Origin of the sequence: Methanobacterium sp., assembly GCA_012838205.1 — an archaeon.
In the GTDB taxonomy this organism is placed as follows: Archaea; Methanobacteriota; Methanobacteria; order Methanobacteriales; family Methanobacteriaceae; genus Methanobacterium.
Genome location: DUPR01000003.1, coordinates 1 through 20,796, shown reverse-complemented (window position 1 = coordinate 20,796; position 20,796 = coordinate 1). Strand labels below are relative to the sequence as shown.

Genomic DNA, 20,796 nt, shown 5'->3' with positions numbered 1-20,796 from the left:
AAAAATTTTTGATTACTTAAGCACGATCCAATGTAACCTCAATATCCAATTTTGATTCAAGGTCGTCAATGTTGACTCCTAATGTAGTGAAAACATCCCAAACTTCATATAGTGCGAGTTGCATTAATTCCAATTCTAATCTTTGAACATCACTAGATCTAAAGCGAGTCAGCAAGCCACCATCATCATATTCTGCAAAAATCTTTATACTTCCTTCCAGTTCTTTTTCATCAAAAAAGACCAAAACATTAACCCATGTAATTTTTTCATGGGACAATGAAGAATTCATAATTCTTTCCACAATTTGTGTTTCTATTTCTTCAACATCTTCATCCAGTATTGTTCTATCAAAATTCTGTAAAATTTGTTCAACATCATCCTCTTGAACATCTTTTAAATTGAACTTTTCCATTAATGCAGACCTATCAATTGTTTCTGATTCTTCAGTTTCTCCAGTACTACTATTTTCAACCAATTCTTCATCTAAAACTTTGCTTACACTAGCATCAGGAAGATCAATTTTCTCTGAAAAAGTGCTTGTACTCTTGTTTTCCTGGAGTTTTAACCGTTCTCTATATTTTTGTCTGATTTGTTCTTTTTCTTTGGCTTCTTGTATTTGTGCTTCTTGTATGAGAGCTTCTCTTTCCGGGTTAGTGTGGGTGGTTTTGGTTTTTAGTTGACCTTCTTTTTTTCTTTTTTTATATTTTTGTCTGATTTGTTCTTTTTCTTTGGCTTCTTGTATTTGTGCTTCTTGTATGAGAGCTTGCCTTTCTAAGTCGACGATTCTAGTGTATTTGCCCTGTTTTCGCTGTTTTCTATATTTTTCTCTGATCTGCTCAATTTCGTTTTTTTCTTTTTTAACAGCCTCTCTACGCAGAACTTCTAATTCTACAGTACTCATCTTTTAGTTTCCCTCATAAGATTTTACATGGAGTTTGCACTGGATTTAAAGATATAAATCTTGTAAATCAGTTTTTTTATCGAAATAAAATTACCATGTTTATGCTCTAAATATTGTTGAGAAGCTCTATAAATCTTTTTATCCCATCTAATTGGTTTATTTTCCTTTTTTATGAATAACAGTAGCTAACAACAAAATTGTGTTCAGATAATTTTCATAAATGTAATTATAAAATAATGCAAAAAAAAAAATATACTTGAGCAAAGTTGTGGTATGTTCTTGGAACGCGAGTAAATAGTTCTACTTAAAACTTTCTATAATAATTATCCTTATTTTAATTTAATTTTTGAACTGGTAAATTGGGTAATATAATGGGCATGATATTATATTTTGCGAAGAACATTTTTGGGAAACCCTACAAAATCATGAAAATCAGCATCATGGTTGCTATAAGGATTGTGTTATTTTTTGGCACTGTAATTTGTAGATTTTTTCATGATTCATGCCTAAAATGTACAGATAATCACAACACATTTGAGTAAGTACTTAAATGGGTCATGTTTTTAAGGCTCTAAATCTCTTAATTATTTTATTTTTCCATTCATTGTTATGGTGATATTTTCGATTTTTATGTCTTTTTGAGCTTTTTCAAGGGCTCTTTTAACTATAACCTCTATACCTGAACAGCAGGGAACTTCCATGTGCACGATAGTAATGGATTTTATATCTTGCCTTTGAAAAATCTTCGTTAGCTTTTCAATATACCCATCAATAAATTTATCCAATTTAGGGCATAAAATTATTAGAATCTTACCTTTTAGGAATTTTTGATGAAAGTTAGGATAGGCAAATGGTGTGCAATCAGCAGCTATTAAAAGATCGGCATTTTTAAAAAAACGTGTATTCGGATTTAAAAGCTGTAGTTGGATTGGCCAATTCTGAAGTTGGGCTTGCAATATAACTGGTTCATCTGATCGTACTTCATTTTGGCTTAAATCTTGAATTGCTGAACCAGGACATCCACAAGCGAGAGGTTTCTCTTCATATTCAGGAACTTCAATATCGTTTTCTTTCAAAAATTCAATGGCTTCATTTACAAATTCTTCCTGCCCATGCTCCTGAAGATGTTGCAAGTGAGCTTTTATAACATTAGGCCCAGCTTTCACAATGTTTTTTATGACTTCACGTTCATCATATGGTTCAGCTTCCCTTCTTTCAACCTCTATAGCACCTTCCGGACATTCACCAATACAAGCTCCTAAACCATCACAGAATAGATCATTAATTAATCTGGCCTTACCATCAATAACTTGCAAAGCTCCCTCTGGACATCCAGTAACGCAAACACCACAACCATTGCATTTTTCTTCATTAATCTTGATTACATCTCTTTCCATAGAATTCACCATACAAAATTCAATTTTTGAAGAATTTTTTTTTTGATAGTATATTTTCAGTGTATAGAAAAAGGAAAATTAAATATTATTATGAGTTTTTTTCAGATTTAAATTTTAAATAACTGACTTAAAGTTAAGATAATCTTTCAACTTCTGCTTTGAGATGCTTAAGACAAGATTGGAGTAACATTTCCAAGTTTTCCTGCAACTTATCATGCATGTCATCACTCACCAAACCTTCCCATGATTCTTCAGTTCTAACAAACGTTTTGTTATCTGCAAAGTCAATTTTGCAGACATGGATGGCATTTAAACCCATCATTTTTCCAGTCCAAGCTAAAAGATGGGGTGGCTCAACATTCTGCAGTACGGATGTAATGTTTCCTAATCCCGCTTTCCATTGGAATTGTGTTCCAGATTCCAATTCACCATGAGCTAAACATTGTTTCACATCAGGGTTCCACTTAGGCCACCCTTCAAAATCGGTCAGGATCTTCCACACTGTCTCTTGATCTGCATCAATTTCGATTTCAGCTCTAGCCAGCACTGGTGCGTCTTTATTGATACTAACCATTTTTATCCCCCCATATATTATGTTAACTTACAACATATTAAAAGAACTATGTTGATTTTGGAAAAATATTTTATGGATAAATTGGAGTTTCATGGTCTGAAAAGTTGATAAATAACGTTACCGTAGTGCAACCTCTCATTTTATCTTTATATTATTTTAAAAAGTTTTTAAAGAAGTTAAGTCTGTGTTTATTTACAAAAAAAGTTAAACTCTTTATCAATAGTTGATAGATTTTGTAAGATTTCACTAAATATATCGTTGCACAAATTACAGATATAAAAACATTTTAGATTTTTCGATTAATTTTCCCAGTTATTTTTATCTTTAATTAAAATAAATCCTTTGAGGGAGAACTGTCTTCAACTTTCAGGATTTCAGTATAAAAATCCATGATTATGTTCTCTGATTATATTTTTCCCTTAAATCTTTTCATTTTTTAGATTTTGAAGATCATCTAAAGTAATTGAATACATTTTTATTTCTAGGTAAAGGTTTAGGGTTTTTTTTGACTTTGTAGCCCAAAGATACTCCAAAATGGACTTCATAATTCTCTGGAATATTAAATTTTTTCCTATTTTCAATTTTTAAGAAATGAAATTTAGCAAATCCTATCCAGCAAGACCCAATATCCATACTTTCTGCTGAAAGGAGCATGTTTTGCACTGCAGCAGAACAATCTGGTATTGGAGTGACTGCATCTTTCCGTGCAGAAACAATTATGACAGTTGGTGCTTTATGAAATATGTGGAGGTTTTCTGTTTGCCCCATTTGAGATATCCATTTTACATCCATTTGGCTCATCACTTCCTTCGCACCATCGTTGATTTGATTTATCAAATCCTTATCTTGAAGTATAGTGAAGTGCCATGGCTGGTCATTATGTCCGGTTGGGGCATGTATAGCTGATTCAAGTATTTTTTCTAGTTCTTCATCAGTTATCTGGGTTTCCTGGTATTCACGAACACTTCTCCTGTTTTTTATAGTTTCAATAACTTGGTTCATTTTTTGAACACCCTCCAACTTTTATTAGTTTTTTCATTTTCAGTAATTTTATGAAAACCATGAATAATATTATTCTGATTCTAATATGATTTTTACCCCATAAAATCAAAAAAAAAATGATCAATAAATACAAGAATTAAATAGGAAATATGTTAAGCAAGGTGGAAACATGGAAGTAGTAGAAAAAAGGATTGAAGAAAGTAAAGTTGCTTATATTCCGCATAAGGGGAGTTATGATAAGATTCCAGAACTTATGCAAGAAGTCGGGGAGTGGCTTTCAGAAAAAAATCTTCAAATGACTGGCAGAGTTTATGGGACTTACTTCAACAGCCCTGAAGATACTCCCACTGAAAATCTACAGTATGAAATCGGGTTTTCATTTGAAGGAACAACTATGCCTGAGGGTAAAATAGGCATTAAAGAAGTTCCAGAACATACTGTACTAACAGCTATGCACAAAGGGCCCTATACTGAAATCGGACCAGTAATTCATGCTGTGGCAGATTATGCAGTTAAAAATGGTTATGATATTGTCGGCCCAGTCACTGAAGTATATCTGAACAGTCCATTGGAAGTTCCAGAAAGCGAGCTTCTCACAGAAGTGCAGTTTCCAGTCATTAAATTGTAAAAAAAGTGATTTTTTTATTATTTTAAAACTTTTTGTGATTTACTGAAAACATCAAATTTTTATCTCTAATTAGCCAAAAATGATTTTTTTATCCGAAAAATGATATTTAACCATATGTGATTAAGTTCTTTAGCTAGTTCACATTTGGGTGTAATTTAGGCATAATTATTTATCTTCCGGATTAGAAAAAATAGATTAATTCTTCTTTACCCTTGAATCAAATTAAAGGAAATGAAAAGTACTGGTTTAATCGTGGCAAAAACGATTTATACAAAAAAGACATCAGTAGATGTAAACATCTCAAGAATTTATGATGATAACAACATTAAGAATTTCATTATCTATTAATAATATTAAAAATAATATTAACACTTGGTTCACTATTGTCTGAAGGGGACCAGGAGAAAAAATGCGAAATCTAGAAAAATTAAGTTCATTTAAAGAATACATTCCCAGAATAGTAGAACCCAGCTCAAAAAGTATTGCTTTGTTAGTTGACGGTCCGAACATGTTACGGAAAGAATTCAGTTTTGATCTGGATACTGTGCAAGAATTACTTGCAGATTTTGGGAAAATAAAGGTCGGCAAGGTGTTTCTCAACCAGTACGCCTCAGATAAGCTCATCGAAGCTATTGTTCGTCAGGGCATGTCTCCCATCATTGTTGCTGGAGATATTGATGTTCAAATGGCTGTGGAGGCATTTGAGGCTATTCATAACCCCAATATTGACGTGGTTGCGCTGATGACTCGTAATACTGATTTTTTACCACTAATTAACATTGCTAAAGAAAAAGGTAAAGAAACACTAGTAATAGGTGCTGAACCAGGTTTCAGCATTGCTTTGAAAAATTCAGCAGATAATACCATTTTATTGAAGAAACAACAACATCCCCACGGAGCAGTTTAAAAAAAGATATTTTTCATATTAAAATTATCGTTATCCTAATTATTACTTTTTTATTTTCATAGATAGTAATGTCATGTTTTTTTTTTACTTGCGTATTACTAAAAATATAAATATTTTATTCATAGGCAAACTGATGATGGATTAACAAAACAAGTTGTAATAGACTTTTTTTTTTGATAATCGCAAATCCCACAAATAAAGACCATTATTAACCTTTCCCTAACTTTTCGTGTCAATATATGTTTTCAAGGAAAATTAAACATTTATGGAGGCAATTGGGAATAGACCAGCAAGTTGGTCGTATACATGTTATGGCACTGGCTTTTTGATTAAAATAGGATTGAATAATTTCCCCAACACAGATTTTTTTTGGAAATTCACCATAATATGTGGGCCAACAAAGAAATAGGTTTAAATTATTACTAGTAACGAATGTTGTAAGCTGGTTTCAGAGAACTTGAAAATTGTAATTTCAAGAAAATGACTACTACGAAACTTAGGAAAATTTATATGCGTGTAGGTTCTATCTTTACGAGTCTATAAAAAAAAATTTATTAAACCTTGTTATAATTATTCACATAATTTAAAAGATAGTCGATTGAAATTTACAGTAACTAGGCTGAAAGACACAATAATTTGAGTTATTAACATACATAACTGATAATTAGGCGAATTTAAATCTTCTTATGTGGTAATGATAATTCCTAAAAGTGTGATTCTCCATGAGAACCATCATTGAAGAAGTTTAATGTGGATACTTTTTATCGAAGCATACATATGATTATGGGGATTTAAATGGTTATTATTGGTCTGAGAGGTGTTTTATAATGTACGTGGTTGTAATGGGTGGTGGGAGAGTAGGCTTGAACCTCGCCTCTTTCCTGATTGCTGATGGTCATGATGTTACCTTGATTGAAAATGACGAAAATTTATGTTCCAATGCAGCTGCTGAACTCGATGCTCTGGTTATTTGTGGTAATGGCACTGATACTAAAACTTTGGAAGAAGCTAACGTATCCAGTGCTGATGTTTTTGTTGCAGCCACTGGAAACGACGAAGCAAACCTCCTCGCTTGCATCTTAGTGAGGGAATGCAGGATCCCCAAAATTATTGCCAGAGTAAGTGAACCTAGTCATGCCGAGGCATTTAGAAAAGTAGGAATTGATTCAGTTATAAGCCCAGAAATCACCGCAGCCAGTTATGTAGAAAAATTAATAATCAGGCCAAAAATTGCTGATCTGGTGGTTATGGGAAGGGGTGATGCTGAATTACTTGATTTTAAATTGGAAAATAAAAAGGTGATTGGCCAGAAAATCGGCGATATTAGTCCCACTGAAGACTTTATAATCGTTGCAGTATATGAAAACAGCGATATAACCATTCCAAAACCAGATATTGTCCTAAAAGAGGGAATGAAGGTTTCTATTCTTGTTAAAACAAAAGCCGCCCGAGAAGTTATGAAACAATTCACAAGATAATAATGATTAACTAAATACCAGATCTAGTTTATATTTGAATTTTCTGGATATTAAATCTTAAGTTCGGATGATTTGATTAAGAAATTCCTTTTAGATAAAAGATTCTCACTACTTGTCTTTTAAATTGCCATATTAAAAAAATTAATTAGAATTAATCCATAAATTGATTTATAGTGGAAAATATTATGATATTGGTTACTGGTGCAACTGGTCACATAGGAAATGTCCTTGTACGAAAGTTAACATCTAAGGGAAAAATAGTAAGGGTGATAACCCTTCCTGGTGATGATAGTAAAGCACTCTCTGGATTGAATATTGAGCACATGGAAGGAAACATAACGGATTATGATTCAATTTTGCCTTTTTTTGATGGTGTAGATGTGGTGTTCCATCTGGCTGGGATGATTTCAATAATGCCTGGACAAGATGAGCTTCTCTATAAAGTTAATGTAGAGGGAACTCGTAATGTGGTTAAAGCATGCTTGGAGAAAAATATAAAGCGTTTAGTCTACACAAGTTCTGTTCATGCGCTGAGAGAACCTCCTCACGGAACCGAAATCAACGAAACATGTTCATTCCAACCAGAGTATTCCAGGGGTGGGTATGACCGTACCAAGGCTCTTGCATCATTAGAAGTACTTGAAGGTGTTAAAAAGGGTTTAAATTCAGTTATAGTATGTCCGAGTGGTGTTATAGGTCCTTATGATTACAATATATCTCAGATGGGGCAGTTAATATTAAATTATACTAATGGGGCAATGAAAGCCTATATCGATGGAGCCTATGACTTTGTTGATGTTCGAGACGTGGTCCAAGGACTAATACTAGCATGTCAGAATGGTAAAAACGGTGAAATTTACATATTATCTGGGGAAAAAATTACTGTAAAGGAACTCATGAAAACTTTGGAAGATATTACTAAAATAAGACGTCCTTGGCTAAAAATCCCCCATTGGTTGGCCAACACCGTTGGAAAAATAGCTCCAATATACTACAAAAGCCAAGACAACAAACCACTTTTCACTAGCTATTCTATGGAAGTGTTGTTGAGTAACTGCGACATAAACAATTCAAAAGCTAAAAAAGAATTAGGATACAATCCACGCCCCATTAAAGAGTCTGTTAAAGATTCTGTGCAATGGTTTATAGATAATCCTCCATTTTAACTTACTAACAATCTTTTTCAATTGCAATTTGGTTTATTTTTTTCTTTACCAAAATAACACATCGTTCTCCTTCTTCATCAAGTCTTGAAACTTTAGTAGGCTTTAAACCTTCACAGGCCACGATTTTAAGGACATTAATCGTTTCTGCAACTATAACTCCTTTCTGTTTTAATATTTTATCCACACAAGATGAATCACAACCATTCACGGCTAAAATGGGAAATTTTTTTATAATCTCACCGAAACCTTCTTTATCTGCTGATGTGGCGCCCATACATATAGAAATTAGCTTATCTGATTTTTCAACCATGTCGGAACAAACCACTCTTGTGATAAGGCCATGAGGGCTCATCCCACTACAGGGAGCCAGGGCTAACTTTTTTTCTTTCATATTATTACTCCACTCCATTAATCAACAACTATGAGAACAAAGAAATTAATTCAATCCATGTCTTTCCAACTGTTTTTTCAATATTTTTCTACTGTTTGAAGTTCCATGTCCCGGCAAAAAAACTTTACAACCAGTTTTCAGAAGTTTTTCCCAGCTTTGGATCATAGTGGGCACATCATCGGCAAATGGGGGGAATATAGACCAACTGAATACTCCAAACATGGCATCACCAACCAGTGCAATCTCTCCATCCACAATCAAACTCATTGACCCTTTTGTATGGCCGGGGGTATGAATCAAGTAACAGTTGGGACTCAGAAAATAATAATCATCCACCAAAATGTCAGGAAAAATTTTTTCATAACTGGAAAGTCTATTGAGTTTCCTACCCACGCCCGCAATAATTCGAGTTAGAATGTTAGTTCCTTTGGGAATGAGAGAGTTTCCCTGCCTTAAAATTTCTCCTTCACTACTTTGGATTACTATTTTAGGTCGATATTTTTCTTTAATAATATTCACATTTTCAAAATGATCATAATGAGCGTGAGTTAAAATAAGATATGATAACTCTTTTTCACCAAGGAACTTATTCAACTTTCCCATTAACGTCTTTCTAGATTTTTTTATTGAAGTATCTACTAAAAATGAAACACCCTTATCAAAAATTAAGTAAGAATTGCTTCTACCCCCAGAAGTCTGATAAACCTCGCATCCATTGGTAGTAACCCATTTCAATTATAAAACACCTTTAATTATTATAATCATGAAGGATTAAGAATTTATTCAACTTATTTATAAATTAGTTGAATTAAACTTAATTTGTTTATTAGAAATATTTTTATCTTACTAAATCTATGATAATTAGAGATGTAAAAAAAATGGTTAATCATTATATAAAATATATTTATATATCCAATAAATTTAGGTAACTGTAAATTTAGGGGGCTTTAAAACGCATATAAACTTAAAAAAATGGGGAATACCTCTGGCAATAATTTCATTTATAGTTGTTATGTTAATCCCAATGAAAGGTTTAAGCTATCCAGGACATGCAGCAATTGCATTACTCATATTCGCCATAATTATGTGGGCATCTGAAACAGTTCATTTGGCTGTTACTTCTTTAATAATACTCTTTATTCAACCCATTATTGGTGTTGAAAGTTTTGATGCTGCTGTGGTCGGGTTTGCAAACCCCATCATATTTCTCATGATTGGAGGTTTCATAATAGCTGAAGCAATCCGAAAAAGTGGATTAGCTACACGTTTAACCTATTCCATGCTTAACAAATTTGGTACTAGTCCTGACCGGGGTCTGTTTGTGGCTGTGTTTTCCACAGGAATTTTATCTGCTTGGATTGAGAATGTTGTGGCGTTTGCAATGCTTCTTCCCATCATTAAAGAAATAATTCCATTAATGGGTGTTAATGATCCTGAAAATGGCAAAAGTAACTTTGCAAAAGCCATGGTTCTTGGTGCATCCTATGGGTCCCTGGCTGGTGGATTTGGTACAGAAATAGGAACTGCTCCTAACTTGATGGCTGCGGCATACACTCAAATTTCTTTTGCTAACTGGATGATCTTCGGGTTTCCATTAGCCATAATCATGATGATTGTTATTTGGAAATTACTGGGAAAACTATTCAAACCAGAAGTTAAAGGAATAATGGGTGGAATGGACACCATATCTAACAAAATAGATTCATTAGGCCCAATGACAAAAGTTGAAAAAATATCATTAACCATACTCTTATTTACCATATTTTTATGGGTTACCACAACTTGGACTGGACTTAACAGTTATTCCATAGCTTTAATTGGTGCTGTGTTATTTTTCACATTCAAAGTAATTGATTGGAGAGATGCACAGACTGGCGTAGACTGGGGATTAATTATCTTCTTTGGGGGTGCATTAAGTCTTGGAGCTGCATTACTAAACACTGGGGCTGCAAAATGGCTTATTAATGATATTGTCCGATTACTCGGCAGTGATCCATCAACACTCCTTATAATATTGGTTTTGATGATAATTGCAGTTGTTATAACTCAAGTAATGTCAAACATTGCACTTTCAGCAATACTCGTACCATTATCAGTTACACTTGCCCAAGCACAAGAATTATCCATAGGGACTTATGCAGTGCCGGTGGCAATTGCTTGTTCCCTTTCATTCATGTTACCAATGGCAGATCCAACAGTGGCTATGGCCTATGGAACTGGTTATGTTAAAATTAAAGAAATATTGAAAGCAGGAATCCCATTAGTCATAATTGGGGTTGTCTTAACCATTATAATTCTACTGAGCCCCCTTGCAAAACCAGCACTGGGATAACTAATTTATGAAATAGGTAGAATTTTCTGCCCATAATTTATTTTTCAAAAAAACAATTAAATGGTTAATAAGGATAGAGGGTTAAAAATGGTTTACAAAATATTATTACCCACAGACGGATCAGAAGCTTCTAAACGTGCAGGAGAATATGCTATTTCTGAATCAGAGTTAAGTGGTGCGGAAATAATCGTTTTACACGTAATTGATATGGATTATTTAAAATCATTACCACAAAGTGATTTACAGGAAAAATTAGAAGAAGAGATGAGGGAAGAAGGTAAAAAAGCCGTTGCTAAATTCAAAGAAAGATTAGAAAAAGAAAAATGTCAAGGTAGCTGTAAAAATATTAATCTTAGAACCATGATAAGAAAAGGTAAACCAGAAGATGTTATACTGAAAACTGCAGAAGAAGAAGGTGTTGATCAAATAATAATGGGTAAATCCGGTAAACACGGATTGGAACGATTTATTATGGGAAGCACCACAGAAAGAGTGGTTAGAAAAGCAAAAATCCCTGTAAACATCATTTCTTAATAATATTTTAATAAATTGGAGGAAATTCTTAAAATATTCTACAAATAAATTCTACAAATAATATACTGGGGGTCATGTCTCCAATGGACTGACAATCCTCCATCCCAAGGGTAAACATTGATATGGGGGCACTGTTCTGACCTTTTTATTCCTGCCGCTTGAAAAGTTTGGATTTCATGGTTGGTCATGGTGATCCTGAATTTTTTCTCATATATGGCTTTGCGAAGTTTTGGGAATATTTCCAATATATTGTTCAGATCCATTTTGAGAAAAAACATAGTGTAGATTTTTGCACATGAAAATCTTTGAAAACGTGTTGAAGAATTCTTCAGTTGCATAAAACATGTAATATTAATCGTGTTTTTCAATTAAATTGTGGATATTTAAATATAATAAAAAGGCTTATTATCGTATTAATTATTATTTCGTTGAATTTAAATCTTTAGTTAGTATTATTTCCGATACATTTCCTAAACTACTGATTTCATATTGGTCTCCAGTAATTTCTTCCATTCCAGATCGTGTAACCATAATCAGAGGAAATAAAAAACTTTCAATATAATTATCTATATCTCCATTGGCATGATTTTTAATAGATATTGTAGTATTATTGTCACTTATATCATAATTTAATTCGTTTATATGGATATAATTGCCATTAAAATAATCGATGAAATTATCTAAAGTTTTAAGATCATTTTCAGAATCAATATTCCATTTAATCTTTGTTTTACACCACATATCTTTACCAATTTCTCTAAAAACCTTTGACACGCTATTATTTAAGAAATAAACTTCATTTTTATCCATCCAAAAATTTATAGCTTCTGCAATTGCCTTACTATACCATCCTTTCTCAAATTTGAATTTTTGCGATGCCATTCGTCTAAATTTTAAGTCAGTCTGAGCAGGTAAAGAAATTGTTACTCTTTTCATGCACCCCACCACCCTCTAGTTGAAAAGAATCTACACAGTATAATATTGTTAATATATGTATAAAAAGTTTTATGATGCTATGCTATGTCATAGTTATGATCATCAATATTTGCAGTTGTACACATTTGTATTAATTTAATATTTTATGAGTAACACATACGTATAAACCGGAATGTAAAGAATTGTTTTACTTCAATGCATACGTATTATAAAAAATGTTGCGTACTTCATCACAATTCTAAATAAGTGTTATTAAACCTTAAAATAAAAATACAAATAAAAATAACAATGTTTTTAAAAATTGTGATATTTGGGCCATTAGATGCTGGTAAAACAACTTTTGCTGAAGCTATTAGTGGAAATAAGTTGTTGTTAAAGGGTGAGCATAAAACCATTACCACAAGCTTCGACCTTGTCCAATTAAAATATAATGGTTATATGATTCAGTTATACGCTACACCAGGGCATCGAAGATTTTCTTTTATGTGGAGCAGCCTTGCAAGAGGTATGAAAGGAGCTGTGTTAATTATAGATTCTACTGTTGGAATTACACAAGTTGACAGAGATCTTTTAGAGTTTATAAATAAGTTTAAAGTCCCTTACATCATTGCAGCAAATAAAAATGACTTGATTCATCTCCCAGAAGAAATTATTAAGGAAAAACTTGAACTTCCTTTTGATATCCCAATCATACACACTTCCGCTATCTTAAATGAAAACTTGGAAATAGTGTTGAAAACACTCGTGGAGCAAATCAAGGACAATGAAAGGAAAAAAATAATGGGTGGTTATATATATGGCCGATAAACATGATTTTAAAGAAATATTAAAGTCTATAGAGAGAATTGATGGTGTGAAAGACTGTTTATTAGCAACCATGGATGGAATGCCTGTTGGGCCCATCGATCCTGATTCGTCCCTTATTAGTGCTGCAAGTGCTGCTGCATTAGGGTCTGTTGGTGAAGTAATGAAAAGTCTTGAATATGGATCATTGGAGCAGCTAATTGTTGAAACAGATTATGGTAGGGTGCTTATGGAAGAAATGGGGGATGAATATGCACTTATCGTGATTGCAGACAACAATGCTAATATAGGGATGATCAGGATTATGCTTAAAAAGGCATTAGGTGAATGTGAACATCGAATAAATAATAAAAAACAAGATATATATTCCGATAACGAGTCATTACACCCATACGATATAAATGAGGCAGTTGAAGGGTTTGAAATTATAAAAAGATGATGATACATCTTTTCTGATCGTTTTCATAAAAAACCATTTGAAAAATGGAGGTGCGCAGATGAATATAAATAAATTAAACGGAGCAGTTGATGAATTGAAAGAGGGTCTAAGAACTTCTTTACTGGCTACTGATATTTGGGCTGTGGAAGATGGTATGTCACTTGCTAGTTTCAACCCACAACCTGAAGCTACGGCTCTATTCAACAGAATAACTGCAGATATGAATGAAACCTTGGAAAATTCGGGATTCCCTGCACTGGGGAGATATTACTTACTTGACTTGGTGGATGGAAACAAAGTATTCATAATTCCCATGGGAAAATACCAGTGGGGAATATTGGTGGATAGCAACGCACAGCTCGGTCTAATTTTAAATGTTCTACTTCCAAAAGTGGTTGACAAATTCGAAGAAGCCTTAGTTGAAGACTAATCTGGTGAATAATGCTCTATTAGAGATGAAAGAAAATTTTCGGAGGTGGGATAGTATGGGAGATAAGTTGGTTGAAATAATTGATGTTGTTAGCGAAAAAGCAGGCACATCAGGAAGGATGAATCTTGCTCAAAAAACTGGAATAACACGTAACAAAGCCTCAAATATTGAAGACACTCCAGAAAATGTTTCAAAACTCAAAGATGAAGCTAGTTCCATTATTGGAGAGAGTATTGATAAATATTTAAGGAAATGGTAGATATTCATCTGTTTTCATATCTTGAATATTGCTAATGAAATTTTTAGGATACATCAAATCATTGCATCTGATCTGACCCCAATCATCATAATATATTATTTGCAGGTGAAACATTGGAATTAAGTAAAATTAAACCTTCAAAAATATATGACAATAATCATATGAGTTTCAAATCTATTTTAGAACATGTATTTAACAGTAAATTTAATGGATTTATCCGGATAACAACTAGAAGCACCAACGAAGGCTATATATTATTTAAAGAAGGTAAAGAAATTGCTGCATCATTTTCCCGTTATTTTAAAAATTTTGTTCTAGATGAAGAATTTATAAAAAAAGATGCACTGAGAAAAATCGAACACGAATCTCATAAACCCTTTAAAATTGAAATTTTTGAACTAACACCTTATCAGATTGATTTTTCAATGGAAATTAATAAAAAATATCAGTTAGAAGAAGACTATTTATCAAAAAAATACTTTAACCACAACTCTCCAAAAATTGCGGAACAAATTCCGGAAATCCCAGCAGAATCTTCCAAAACCTCAGATGATGATAAAAATCTCATTCAAATAACAAATATCATTGATGCCAATGAAAAAAGCCTTAACAACACAATTGAAGAACACTGTGAAACTTCAAAATTAAACATCAATTCCCAAGATACAGTCCAATATGATGTTTTAGATGAATATCCAAATGAACTAGCTGGAATCCAAGAAAATTTCGATGAACACATTTACCAAGATAATCAAGGGTATTTGAATTCATTTGATGAAATTAAAATACCCCCCAGTTTTACAAATCTATTTTCAAATATAGATGATAATCGATCACCCCCCCAACAGACAAAAAACATAACAACACTTATCAATGCCATAAAAGGGGAGAAAAAATCAAAACATGATATTAAGAAAGACTCAATTAAACCTTTCAATGGCAAAAGAAGTATTAATGAACTAAAAATATTACTTAAAACCTTAGATAATGATAAGATTGAGATGTTAGAATTAAATATCATAAATAACATTAAAAAACGTCTTCTAAGTCTGCCCAGAATCAAAGAAAAATCAGTGCGGATTTCCATCACCAGGCAAGATGACATTATTGGAAATGCAAACATTGTGACAGAGTACACTGGTAAAGCATTTTTTGATAACTTTCCAAATTCTTCAACGTATGATGTGAGTTTTCTACAGAAAGAAATATTTCATATAGCTCAAATCGAAATAAAAAACGCTTTTGGAAATTTTCATGATGTTTTAGATTATTTTGATATTTTGGTACAAATAACATGAGTTTTAGAAGGAATTCCATGGATAAAAAAGAAATAAACATTTATCTTAAACAATTGGTTGAGGGAACTCAAAGTAATATAAATGGGATATTAATCATACAAAAAAATGGTCAAATTATTAATTCGGTTTTACCGGATCAAATCGATGCCCAAAAAATTTCTTTATTTGGCACTATTCTAGTAGGTTCCGGTGAACGTGCATGTGATGAATTAAATAAAGGAAAACTTAAACAAGTTATGGTTGGAGGAGATTTTGGTAAAATAATATTCATTTCCAATGGGGATGATGAATTTTTGGGGGCCCTAGTACCATTTGAAACGAATTATGATGATGTATTAATTGAACTTGAAATAATAGCCGCATTAATAAATACATTAAACTAGTTAGAAAATTCACAATCTTAAGCTAATTCCTCAAACAACCCACATATCAAAGAGAATTTAGTTTCGAAGTTCTTTTCAATCTTATTAAAATGAATATTAAATATTAAATTATTTTGTTGAAAGGTGAAACTTTGATAATTTGCTTGTTAAAATCGTCAGTGTCTTCTATAAAGTTTTAAGAGTCAAAATGTCAAGTGATTTTATTAAGATCTGCCCCAATTTTAGTGATTTACCAGTTAACACGGTTAACTTGCTTTTAAAAGTTCCACGAATTTATCCATGTCGGTGATGTTAAATACAAATTTGTGCCGAACATTTTGACCTTTTGGTCTCATGGACATTAGACAGCTAACTGCAGACTCTTTCTCATAATCATCAAAGATATCTTGAAACCAGTCTGCATCCTCTGCTTTTTCAAATGTGATTTCCATTACACTTGAATGTTTTTCAACGGTACATTTTCTCTTTTCAAGGGCTTTTTTTAAGCCTTCAAGTTTTTTATCTGCTCCCATAATATCCCTAATGTTTTTAAATCATGTTTTTCACGAACTTTTAAGCTTTTTTCTGAGTTTAATGACTATAATATCTACTTATCCTCTCACAAATTTATTCACATCTTCTTTGATGGCAACATGTTTGATAATAAACACCATTATATTTTCCTTTTTTACATCAAATTAACGATATTGTCTTTCATTAAATAGTAATATTAAAATCATGACGAATTAATCAATTTTTAACTTTTTATCCGTAATTTTAGATATTAAACACTATTAAGAAACAATTTTTCACCTTAAGTTTTCACGATCAATTATTCTCAATGTGAAAAATAGCTCCTTGTCCACAAGTCTGGCATTGGTTCTGGTGCGAATGCGTACATATTTTTGGCTTTTTGTTTCATGGTAGTAGATAAAGAGTACTTAGAATTAGGATATTAACTTAACTTAGGTACTTTTTATTTTAATGTTTTTTTTTAGTTGTTTACATATGATCCTAAATTTTATGGAGAGAAACTCGCAATACTATCTTTTCTTCATTAGAGTTTTTTTCTTCTTAAAAAACCTATGGGATGATTTAAAAAAGTATTATCTTATTCGAACAGTTCTATTTTCGAAAAGAACTAATATCATGTTAAACAAAAATAATAAATGGTGTGATATTATGGAAAATGAAAACAATAAAGGAATGCCTCTTTTAGGGGATGACTTCCCAAAAATGACTGTGCAAACAACCCACGGAGTTATAGAACTTCCAAAACATTTCTCTGGAAAATGGTTTGTTCTTTTCAGCCATCCTGCTGATTTCACTCCAGTCTGTACCACCGAATTCCATGCGTTCCAGACTTTGTACGACAAGTTTAGAGCTTTAAACTGTGAACTAATTGGCCTTAGTGTGGACCAAGTCTTTGCTCATATTAAATGGGAAGAATGGATAAAAGAAAACTTAGATGTTCAGATCGAATTTCCAGTAATCGCAGATACAGGGGCAGTCGCCAGTGCCATGGGCCTAATTCATCCTGGAAAAGGGACTAACACTGTGAGAGCTGTTTTCATCGTTGATGAAAAGGGTAAAATTCGGATAATCCTTTATTATCCTCAAGAGTTAGGTAGAAACATGGATGAAATTCTAAGGGCTGTGAAAGCCATGCAGATAGCAGACAAAAACAGTGTGGCCATGCCTGCCAACTGGCCCGATAATAAACTAATTGGTGATGAAGTAATTATACCTCCGGCCACAGACGTTAAAACATCAAAAGAAAGGCTTGAAAAAGCTAAAACTGGTGAATTTGCTTGTTATGACTGGTGGCTCTGCCATAAAAAACTGTAACTAAAATCTGATAATCTAAGACTTGAACCCTTTATTCCTTTTTTTATTTTTCTTGATTCATTTTAGGTAGAAAAATTTTGTTCTAGCTTGAAAAATTTAAAATTAGGTTAGGTGGCGGTGTGTTTTTGCTTTTTTATAGAAATCTAAAAAATGGGGCTCAAATAAATTTATGTAAAAAATAAATTTTTGTATAATATTATACTCCAATCTTTCACCTTTTACCGTGATCATTGTAAAACATTTAGTACATAACCATTTTCCAAGAAAAAAATCTTCAAACTATACAGTAAGTGTACCAAAACTAGATCCCGATTGCAGTGATCTGGTGATAAACATACATTTTCACTAATCTTGATTAACTTCGTTTCAAACGTTTTACAAATATCTTAGCATATACATAAGCTATTATACATCCAATTCCTCCCCCAATTACTATTCCCCACCACACTCCTTGTGATCCAAAGCCTAGCGTGAATGCAAAGAGGTAAGCAAAGAATGATATGAGGATAACTTCTCTTAAAACAGTTAGTATTAGGGATGTTACTCCTTTACCTACTCCTAGAAATACTGAACTGGCATTAATTCCTAATGGAACAGGAAGGTAGAATAAGAACATCACCTGGAGGAATGAAGCAATTGAAGGTGCCATAAAGGCACTTTGAGCTGAATAAGTAAATATACAAGCTATGTTTTCTGCAAATACGTAGGAAATTGTGGCAGTGACTAAAGCAATACCCACTCCTAATTTAGTAGAGTAACTAAGTGCATTAGAGAGATTTTTATAATTTCTAGCCCCGTAAGCGGCCCCAGAAACCGTTACAGCTGCAGTGCCTAGTCCTATAGGTATTATCATTGCCATGTTAACCACTCTCCATCCGGCAGTGTAAACAGCCACAGCTACTGCCCCCCCAGAAATAACGAGCATTAGGTTTAGAACCACTCCTAAAACTGACATGACAAAAGATTCTGCACTGGCAGGCAAGCCAACAATTAAAATATCTTTAACTACCTTCCAACTGGCTCTGAAATCTTTTGTGGAGAATGAAATATAAGTATCCCCTTTTAAAAATAACCAATACACCATTACGATACACGAAATGCTGGCAGAGATTATTGTAGCCCAAGCAGCACCTCTAACTCCCCATCCAATGTAATATATGAATATGGGATCAAGTATTATGTTCAAAATAGCGGTAACTGCCATGGCATACATGGGCCGGGTTGCATCCCCTTCCGCCCTAAGGATTCCAGAGGCCATACTGGAGAACATGAATAATACGAGTCCCCCGAAAACAATTTGACCATACTGAGTAGCTAATCCGACTGTTTCTCCGGCACCCATCAATAAAAGTATTTCGCTGAGAAAAATTAAAGTGATTATTGTTAAAAATACTGAAAACACTATTGTAAGAATTATGGAGTGTATTGCTGCGTTATCAGCGCTTTTTTTCTTCTTAGCGCCTATGCATCTTGCAATTAAAGATGTTGCACCGACTGCCAAGCCGTTACCTAATCCTATAACTATGAAAAATAGGGGATTTGTAAATCCCAGTGCAGCCAGAGCATTAGGGCCAAGACCAGCAACCCATATACTATCAGCAAGGTTGTAAGCCATGATAAGGAACATTGAAATCATCATTGGCACTGAAAGTACCCTTATGGCCCTTTTTGGGTCTCCAGTGATCATGGCGATGCGCTGATCTATATCTTTTTTTGAATTATTCGAGTTCATCCTTATTCTCCATTAATACTTTCTTAATAAATCCACAAAACAAGGCCCTATTTATTGATGATAATTTAAACTATATAAATTTAAATTTAAAGGTTAGGGGGCTAGTTTAATACTCAAATACGAAAAATATAATGAAAACATGGAAATTTGTTAAATTTGATATTGAGGTGATTTTTTTGGGGTTATACTAAACCAATTGCATCCCATGCCTCTCAAAAACAAATGGAGTATTGAAAACATCCAATATAAAATTTTATTATTTTATTACTACTGGAAATTGCACCTCAGTTAACAGTTCACTTTCAGGTACTTCATCTGGATTGTTTAGATAACTTTCAAGAACTGGCCCTGCAATTTTATAACCATTACTGGCGGCAAATTCCAATAAAGCTCCATAAACTGAACTGGCCTCATTAAATGGGCCTTTGAATATAGTAGATACAACAAGGTGATCTGGAACGGTTTTGATTTTAATCCTTCCCTCCTCTTCCAAATCCCCTACGAAAGCTGCTCCCATTTCCCATTGAAGCTGGTTTTCAGATACGTCTATGGGATTATTGTAGTATAAACCGTATATGGGCATTTGGATCTCCACATTTTTGGTCATAAGCCATCCTACAATTTCATCTAAGGTTTTTGGAATTTTTTCATAACTTCCCTTTTCCAAAATAAATGCCACTTGATGTTTTTGGATTTTTTTTATTTCAATTTTCATGATACACCACCCAACTTTGTCATTAATCACTATTTTTTTTAACTTATATGTCATATTCCCAAGAGCACTTGCAAAGTATATGAAATGGATAAATACAGTTTATTAAATTCTTATAAAAAAAATAGGCACCCCTGATTCATATAACCAAATTTTATCAATTTTATATGCTTAAATGAAAATTAATAAAAAATCCGTGCGCTGTCTAGTACTGATGTATTTCACATTCCAAGAGAATTTAACTGTGATCATGTAACTTGATTTGTGTGGGGAAATAAATTTTAAGGCTTAATAATAAATAATTAAAGTAGAAGGGGAGGGGCTTATTAATATGGATAATTCTCATCCAGAGCATGACATGGGACATGCAATGAAAAACAAACCCGAAAATGAACATGATCATCACCATATGATCATTGATTTTAAGAGGCGATTCTGGATTTGTTTAATTTTAACAGTTCCTATACTTATTTTATCCCCTCATATTCAGCATATATTTGGTGTACATGAAGTTTTGAGGATTGCAGGTGATACATACATCCTTTTTATCTTATCATCAATTGTTTATTTTTATGGTGGTTATCCCTTTTTTAAGGGAATCTATCAGGAGCTTCATTCACGTAATCCGGGTATGATGACCTTAGTAGCAGTAGCAATTACTACTGC

At 33.0% G+C, this 20,796-nt stretch carries 25 protein-coding genes; 14 read left to right on the top strand and 11 right to left on the bottom strand.

Features of this window, described 5'->3' with window-relative positions; all coding sequences use genetic code 11:
• Positions 1 to 16: 16 nt before the first annotated feature.
• The 4 genes from GXZ72_00365 to GXZ72_00350 form a co-directional block, all read right to left on the bottom strand.
• Positions 17 to 901 (bottom strand): hypothetical protein, encoded by an 885-nt coding sequence (locus GXZ72_00365; protein HHT18012.1) that lies wholly within the window; start codon positions 899 to 901, stop codon positions 17 to 19.
• A gap of 584 nt (positions 902 to 1,485) precedes the next feature.
• The gene (locus GXZ72_00360; GenBank protein HHT18011.1) at positions 1,486 to 2,298 is read right to left on the bottom strand and encodes a 4Fe-4S binding protein; all 813 of its coding nucleotides are present in this window, start codon (positions 2,296 to 2,298) and stop codon (positions 1,486 to 1,488) included.
• 133 nt (positions 2,299 to 2,431) lie between these two features.
• Positions 2,432 to 2,872, bottom strand: a complete 441-nt coding sequence (locus tag GXZ72_00355; protein HHT18010.1) for a polyketide cyclase — start codon at positions 2,870 to 2,872, stop codon at positions 2,432 to 2,434.
• Positions 2,873 to 3,322: 450 nt separating this feature from the next.
• Positions 3,323 to 3,874: a nitroreductase family protein gene (locus tag GXZ72_00350; protein HHT18009.1), complete on the bottom strand. Its 552-nt coding sequence runs from the start codon at positions 3,872 to 3,874 to the stop codon at positions 3,323 to 3,325.
• A gap of 169 nt (positions 3,875 to 4,043) precedes the next feature.
• On the opposite strand from GXZ72_00350, the gene GXZ72_00345 reads away from it, so the two are divergent.
• The 4 genes from GXZ72_00345 to GXZ72_00330 all read left to right on the top strand — a co-directional run bounded on the left by GXZ72_00345 (position 4,044) and on the right by GXZ72_00330 (position 8,053).
• Positions 4,044 to 4,502 (top strand): GyrI-like domain-containing protein, encoded by a 459-nt coding sequence (locus tag GXZ72_00345; protein HHT18008.1) that lies wholly within the window; start codon positions 4,044 to 4,046, stop codon positions 4,500 to 4,502.
• Between the two features lie 409 nt (positions 4,503 to 4,911).
• On the top strand, positions 4,912 to 5,409 hold the full coding sequence (locus GXZ72_00340; protein HHT18007.1) for a TIGR00288 family NYN domain-containing protein: 498 nt from the start codon (positions 4,912 to 4,914) through the stop codon (positions 5,407 to 5,409).
• Positions 5,410 to 6,236: 827 nt separating this feature from the next.
• Positions 6,237 to 6,887, top strand: a complete 651-nt coding sequence (locus GXZ72_00335) for a TrkA family potassium uptake protein (protein HHT18006.1) — start codon at positions 6,237 to 6,239, stop codon at positions 6,885 to 6,887.
• 185 nt (positions 6,888 to 7,072) lie between these two features.
• Entirely contained in the window at positions 7,073 to 8,053 is a 981-nt protein-coding gene (locus GXZ72_00330; protein HHT18005.1) for an SDR family oxidoreductase, read from the top strand.
• A gap of 4 nt (positions 8,054 to 8,057) precedes the next feature.
• On the opposite strand, the gene GXZ72_00325 is transcribed toward GXZ72_00330, so the two are convergent.
• The gene (locus GXZ72_00325; GenBank protein HHT18004.1) at positions 8,058 to 8,444 is read right to left on the bottom strand and encodes a zinc-binding protein; all 387 of its coding nucleotides are present in this window, start codon (positions 8,442 to 8,444) and stop codon (positions 8,058 to 8,060) included.
• Positions 8,445 to 8,489: 45 nt separating this feature from the next.
• Positions 8,490 to 9,179 carry an MBL fold metallo-hydrolase gene (locus tag GXZ72_00320; GenBank protein ID HHT18003.1) on the bottom strand — a complete coding sequence of 230 codons (690 nt, stop codon included), beginning with the start codon at positions 9,177 to 9,179 and terminating at the stop codon, positions 8,490 to 8,492.
• A gap of 244 nt (positions 9,180 to 9,423) precedes the next feature.
• Between GXZ72_00320 and GXZ72_00315 the strand changes: the two genes are divergently transcribed.
• Both GXZ72_00315 and GXZ72_00310 read left to right on the top strand, forming a co-directional pair.
• Complete coding sequence (locus tag GXZ72_00315) at positions 9,424 to 10,776, top strand: DASS family sodium-coupled anion symporter (protein ID HHT18002.1); 1,353 nt, start codon at positions 9,424 to 9,426, stop codon at positions 10,774 to 10,776.
• A gap of 87 nt (positions 10,777 to 10,863) precedes the next feature.
• The gene (locus tag GXZ72_00310; protein HHT18001.1) at positions 10,864 to 11,310 is read left to right on the top strand and encodes a universal stress protein; all 447 of its coding nucleotides are present in this window, start codon (positions 10,864 to 10,866) and stop codon (positions 11,308 to 11,310) included.
• Positions 11,311 to 11,348: 38 nt separating this feature from the next.
• Here GXZ72_00310 and GXZ72_00305 read toward each other — a convergent pair whose 3' ends face one another.
• Together GXZ72_00305 and GXZ72_00300 are read right to left on the bottom strand one after the other, a co-directional pair.
• Entirely contained in the window at positions 11,349 to 11,588 is a 240-nt protein-coding gene (locus GXZ72_00305) for a hypothetical protein (GenBank protein HHT18000.1), read from the bottom strand.
• 142 nt (positions 11,589 to 11,730) lie between these two features.
• The gene (locus GXZ72_00300) at positions 11,731 to 12,246 is read right to left on the bottom strand and encodes a hypothetical protein (GenBank protein HHT17999.1); all 516 of its coding nucleotides are present in this window, start codon (positions 12,244 to 12,246) and stop codon (positions 11,731 to 11,733) included.
• Positions 12,247 to 12,534: 288 nt separating this feature from the next.
• Here GXZ72_00300 and GXZ72_00295 point away from each other — a divergent pair, with 288 nt between their 5' ends.
• The 6 genes from GXZ72_00295 to GXZ72_00270 all read left to right on the top strand — a co-directional run bounded on the left by GXZ72_00295 (position 12,535) and on the right by GXZ72_00270 (position 15,859).
• Positions 12,535 to 13,053, top strand: a complete 519-nt coding sequence (locus GXZ72_00295; protein HHT17998.1) for a GTP-binding protein — start codon at positions 12,535 to 12,537, stop codon at positions 13,051 to 13,053.
• Positions 13,043 to 13,489 carry a hypothetical protein gene (locus GXZ72_00290; GenBank protein HHT17997.1) on the top strand — a complete coding sequence of 149 codons (447 nt, stop codon included), beginning with the start codon at positions 13,043 to 13,045 and terminating at the stop codon, positions 13,487 to 13,489. Before GXZ72_00295 ends, GXZ72_00290 begins: the two co-directional genes overlap by 11 nt.
• A gap of 58 nt (positions 13,490 to 13,547) precedes the next feature.
• Positions 13,548 to 13,919 (top strand): hypothetical protein, encoded by a 372-nt coding sequence (locus GXZ72_00285; GenBank protein ID HHT17996.1) that lies wholly within the window; start codon positions 13,548 to 13,550, stop codon positions 13,917 to 13,919.
• Between the two features lie 55 nt (positions 13,920 to 13,974).
• Positions 13,975 to 14,178: a hypothetical protein gene (locus GXZ72_00280; protein ID HHT17995.1), complete on the top strand. Its 204-nt coding sequence runs from the start codon at positions 13,975 to 13,977 to the stop codon at positions 14,176 to 14,178.
• 113 nt (positions 14,179 to 14,291) lie between these two features.
• Positions 14,292 to 15,476: a hypothetical protein gene (locus GXZ72_00275; protein HHT17994.1), complete on the top strand. Its 1,185-nt coding sequence runs from the start codon at positions 14,292 to 14,294 to the stop codon at positions 15,474 to 15,476.
• Between the two features lie 17 nt (positions 15,477 to 15,493).
• Positions 15,494 to 15,859: a hypothetical protein gene (locus GXZ72_00270; protein ID HHT17993.1), complete on the top strand. Its 366-nt coding sequence runs from the start codon at positions 15,494 to 15,496 to the stop codon at positions 15,857 to 15,859.
• 245 nt (positions 15,860 to 16,104) lie between these two features.
• On the opposite strand, the gene GXZ72_00265 is transcribed toward GXZ72_00270, so the two are convergent.
• Positions 16,105 to 16,371: a hypothetical protein gene (locus GXZ72_00265; protein ID HHT17992.1), complete on the bottom strand. Its 267-nt coding sequence runs from the start codon at positions 16,369 to 16,371 to the stop codon at positions 16,105 to 16,107.
• A 649-nt stretch (positions 16,372 to 17,020) separates the two neighbouring features.
• On the opposite strand from GXZ72_00265, the gene GXZ72_00260 reads away from it, so the two are divergent.
• The gene (locus tag GXZ72_00260) at positions 17,021 to 17,686 is read left to right on the top strand and encodes a peroxiredoxin (GenBank protein ID HHT17991.1); all 666 of its coding nucleotides are present in this window, start codon (positions 17,021 to 17,023) and stop codon (positions 17,684 to 17,686) included.
• A gap of 355 nt (positions 17,687 to 18,041) precedes the next feature.
• Here GXZ72_00260 and GXZ72_00255 read toward each other — a convergent pair whose 3' ends face one another.
• A complete protein-coding gene (locus GXZ72_00255) occupies positions 18,042 to 19,418 on the bottom strand; it encodes an MATE family efflux transporter (GenBank protein ID HHT17990.1) in 1,377 nt (458 codons plus the stop codon).
• 256 nt (positions 19,419 to 19,674) lie between these two features.
• Complete coding sequence (locus GXZ72_00250; protein HHT17989.1) at positions 19,675 to 20,133, bottom strand: GyrI-like domain-containing protein; 459 nt, start codon at positions 20,131 to 20,133, stop codon at positions 19,675 to 19,677.
• A gap of 328 nt (positions 20,134 to 20,461) precedes the next feature.
• Here GXZ72_00250 and GXZ72_00245 point away from each other — a divergent pair.
• A partial coding sequence (locus GXZ72_00245) for a heavy metal translocating P-type ATPase (GenBank protein ID HHT17988.1) occupies positions 20,462 to 20,796 on the top strand: 335 nt, incomplete at its 3' end.

Bases quoted from the DNA above. Each gene is read 5' to 3' on its own strand.
- GXZ72_00335 (HHT18006.1), top strand. From the start codon at position 6,237: ATGTACGTGGTTGTAATGGGTGGTGGGAGAGTAGGCTTGAACCTCGCC.
- GXZ72_00355 (HHT18010.1), bottom strand. From the start codon at position 2,872: ATGGTTAGTATCAATAAAGACGCACCAGTGCTGGCTAGAGCTGAAATC.
- GXZ72_00345 (HHT18008.1), top strand. From the start codon at position 4,044: ATGGAAGTAGTAGAAAAAAGGATTGAAGAAAGTAAAGTTGCTTATATT.
- GXZ72_00305 (HHT18000.1), bottom strand. From the start codon at position 11,588: ATGTTTTTTCTCAAAATGGATCTGAACAATATATTGGAAATATTCCCA.
- GXZ72_00360 (HHT18011.1), bottom strand. From the start codon at position 2,298: ATGGAAAGAGATGTAATCAAGATTAATGAAGAAAAATGCAATGGTTGT.
- GXZ72_00340 (HHT18007.1), top strand. From the start codon at position 4,912: ATGCGAAATCTAGAAAAATTAAGTTCATTTAAAGAATACATTCCCAGA.
- GXZ72_00300 (HHT17999.1), bottom strand. From the start codon at position 12,246: ATGAAAAGAGTAACAATTTCTTTACCTGCTCAGACTGACTTAAAATTT.
- GXZ72_00365 (HHT18012.1), bottom strand. From the start codon at position 901: ATGAGTACTGTAGAATTAGAAGTTCTGCGTAGAGAGGCTGTTAAAAAA.
- GXZ72_00295 (HHT17998.1), top strand. From the start codon at position 12,535: ATGTTTTTAAAAATTGTGATATTTGGGCCATTAGATGCTGGTAAAACA.
- GXZ72_00310 (HHT18001.1), top strand. From the start codon at position 10,864: ATGGTTTACAAAATATTATTACCCACAGACGGATCAGAAGCTTCTAAA.
- GXZ72_00255 (HHT17990.1), bottom strand. From the start codon at position 19,418: ATGAACTCGAATAATTCAAAAAAAGATATAGATCAGCGCATCGCCATG.
- GXZ72_00270 (HHT17993.1), top strand. From the start codon at position 15,494: ATGGATAAAAAAGAAATAAACATTTATCTTAAACAATTGGTTGAGGGA.
- GXZ72_00330 (HHT18005.1), top strand. From the start codon at position 7,073: ATGATATTGGTTACTGGTGCAACTGGTCACATAGGAAATGTCCTTGTA.
- GXZ72_00325 (HHT18004.1), bottom strand. From the start codon at position 8,444: ATGAAAGAAAAAAAGTTAGCCCTGGCTCCCTGTAGTGGGATGAGCCCT.
- GXZ72_00260 (HHT17991.1), top strand. From the start codon at position 17,021: ATGGAAAATGAAAACAATAAAGGAATGCCTCTTTTAGGGGATGACTTC.
- GXZ72_00265 (HHT17992.1), bottom strand. From the start codon at position 16,371: ATGGGAGCAGATAAAAAACTTGAAGGCTTAAAAAAAGCCCTTGAAAAG.
- GXZ72_00350 (HHT18009.1), bottom strand. From the start codon at position 3,874: ATGAACCAAGTTATTGAAACTATAAAAAACAGGAGAAGTGTTCGTGAA.
- GXZ72_00285 (HHT17996.1), top strand. From the start codon at position 13,548: ATGAATATAAATAAATTAAACGGAGCAGTTGATGAATTGAAAGAGGGT.
- GXZ72_00290 (HHT17997.1), top strand. From the start codon at position 13,043: ATGGCCGATAAACATGATTTTAAAGAAATATTAAAGTCTATAGAGAGA.
- GXZ72_00280 (HHT17995.1), top strand. From the start codon at position 13,975: ATGGGAGATAAGTTGGTTGAAATAATTGATGTTGTTAGCGAAAAAGCA.
- GXZ72_00250 (HHT17989.1), bottom strand. From the start codon at position 20,133: ATGAAAATTGAAATAAAAAAAATCCAAAAACATCAAGTGGCATTTATT.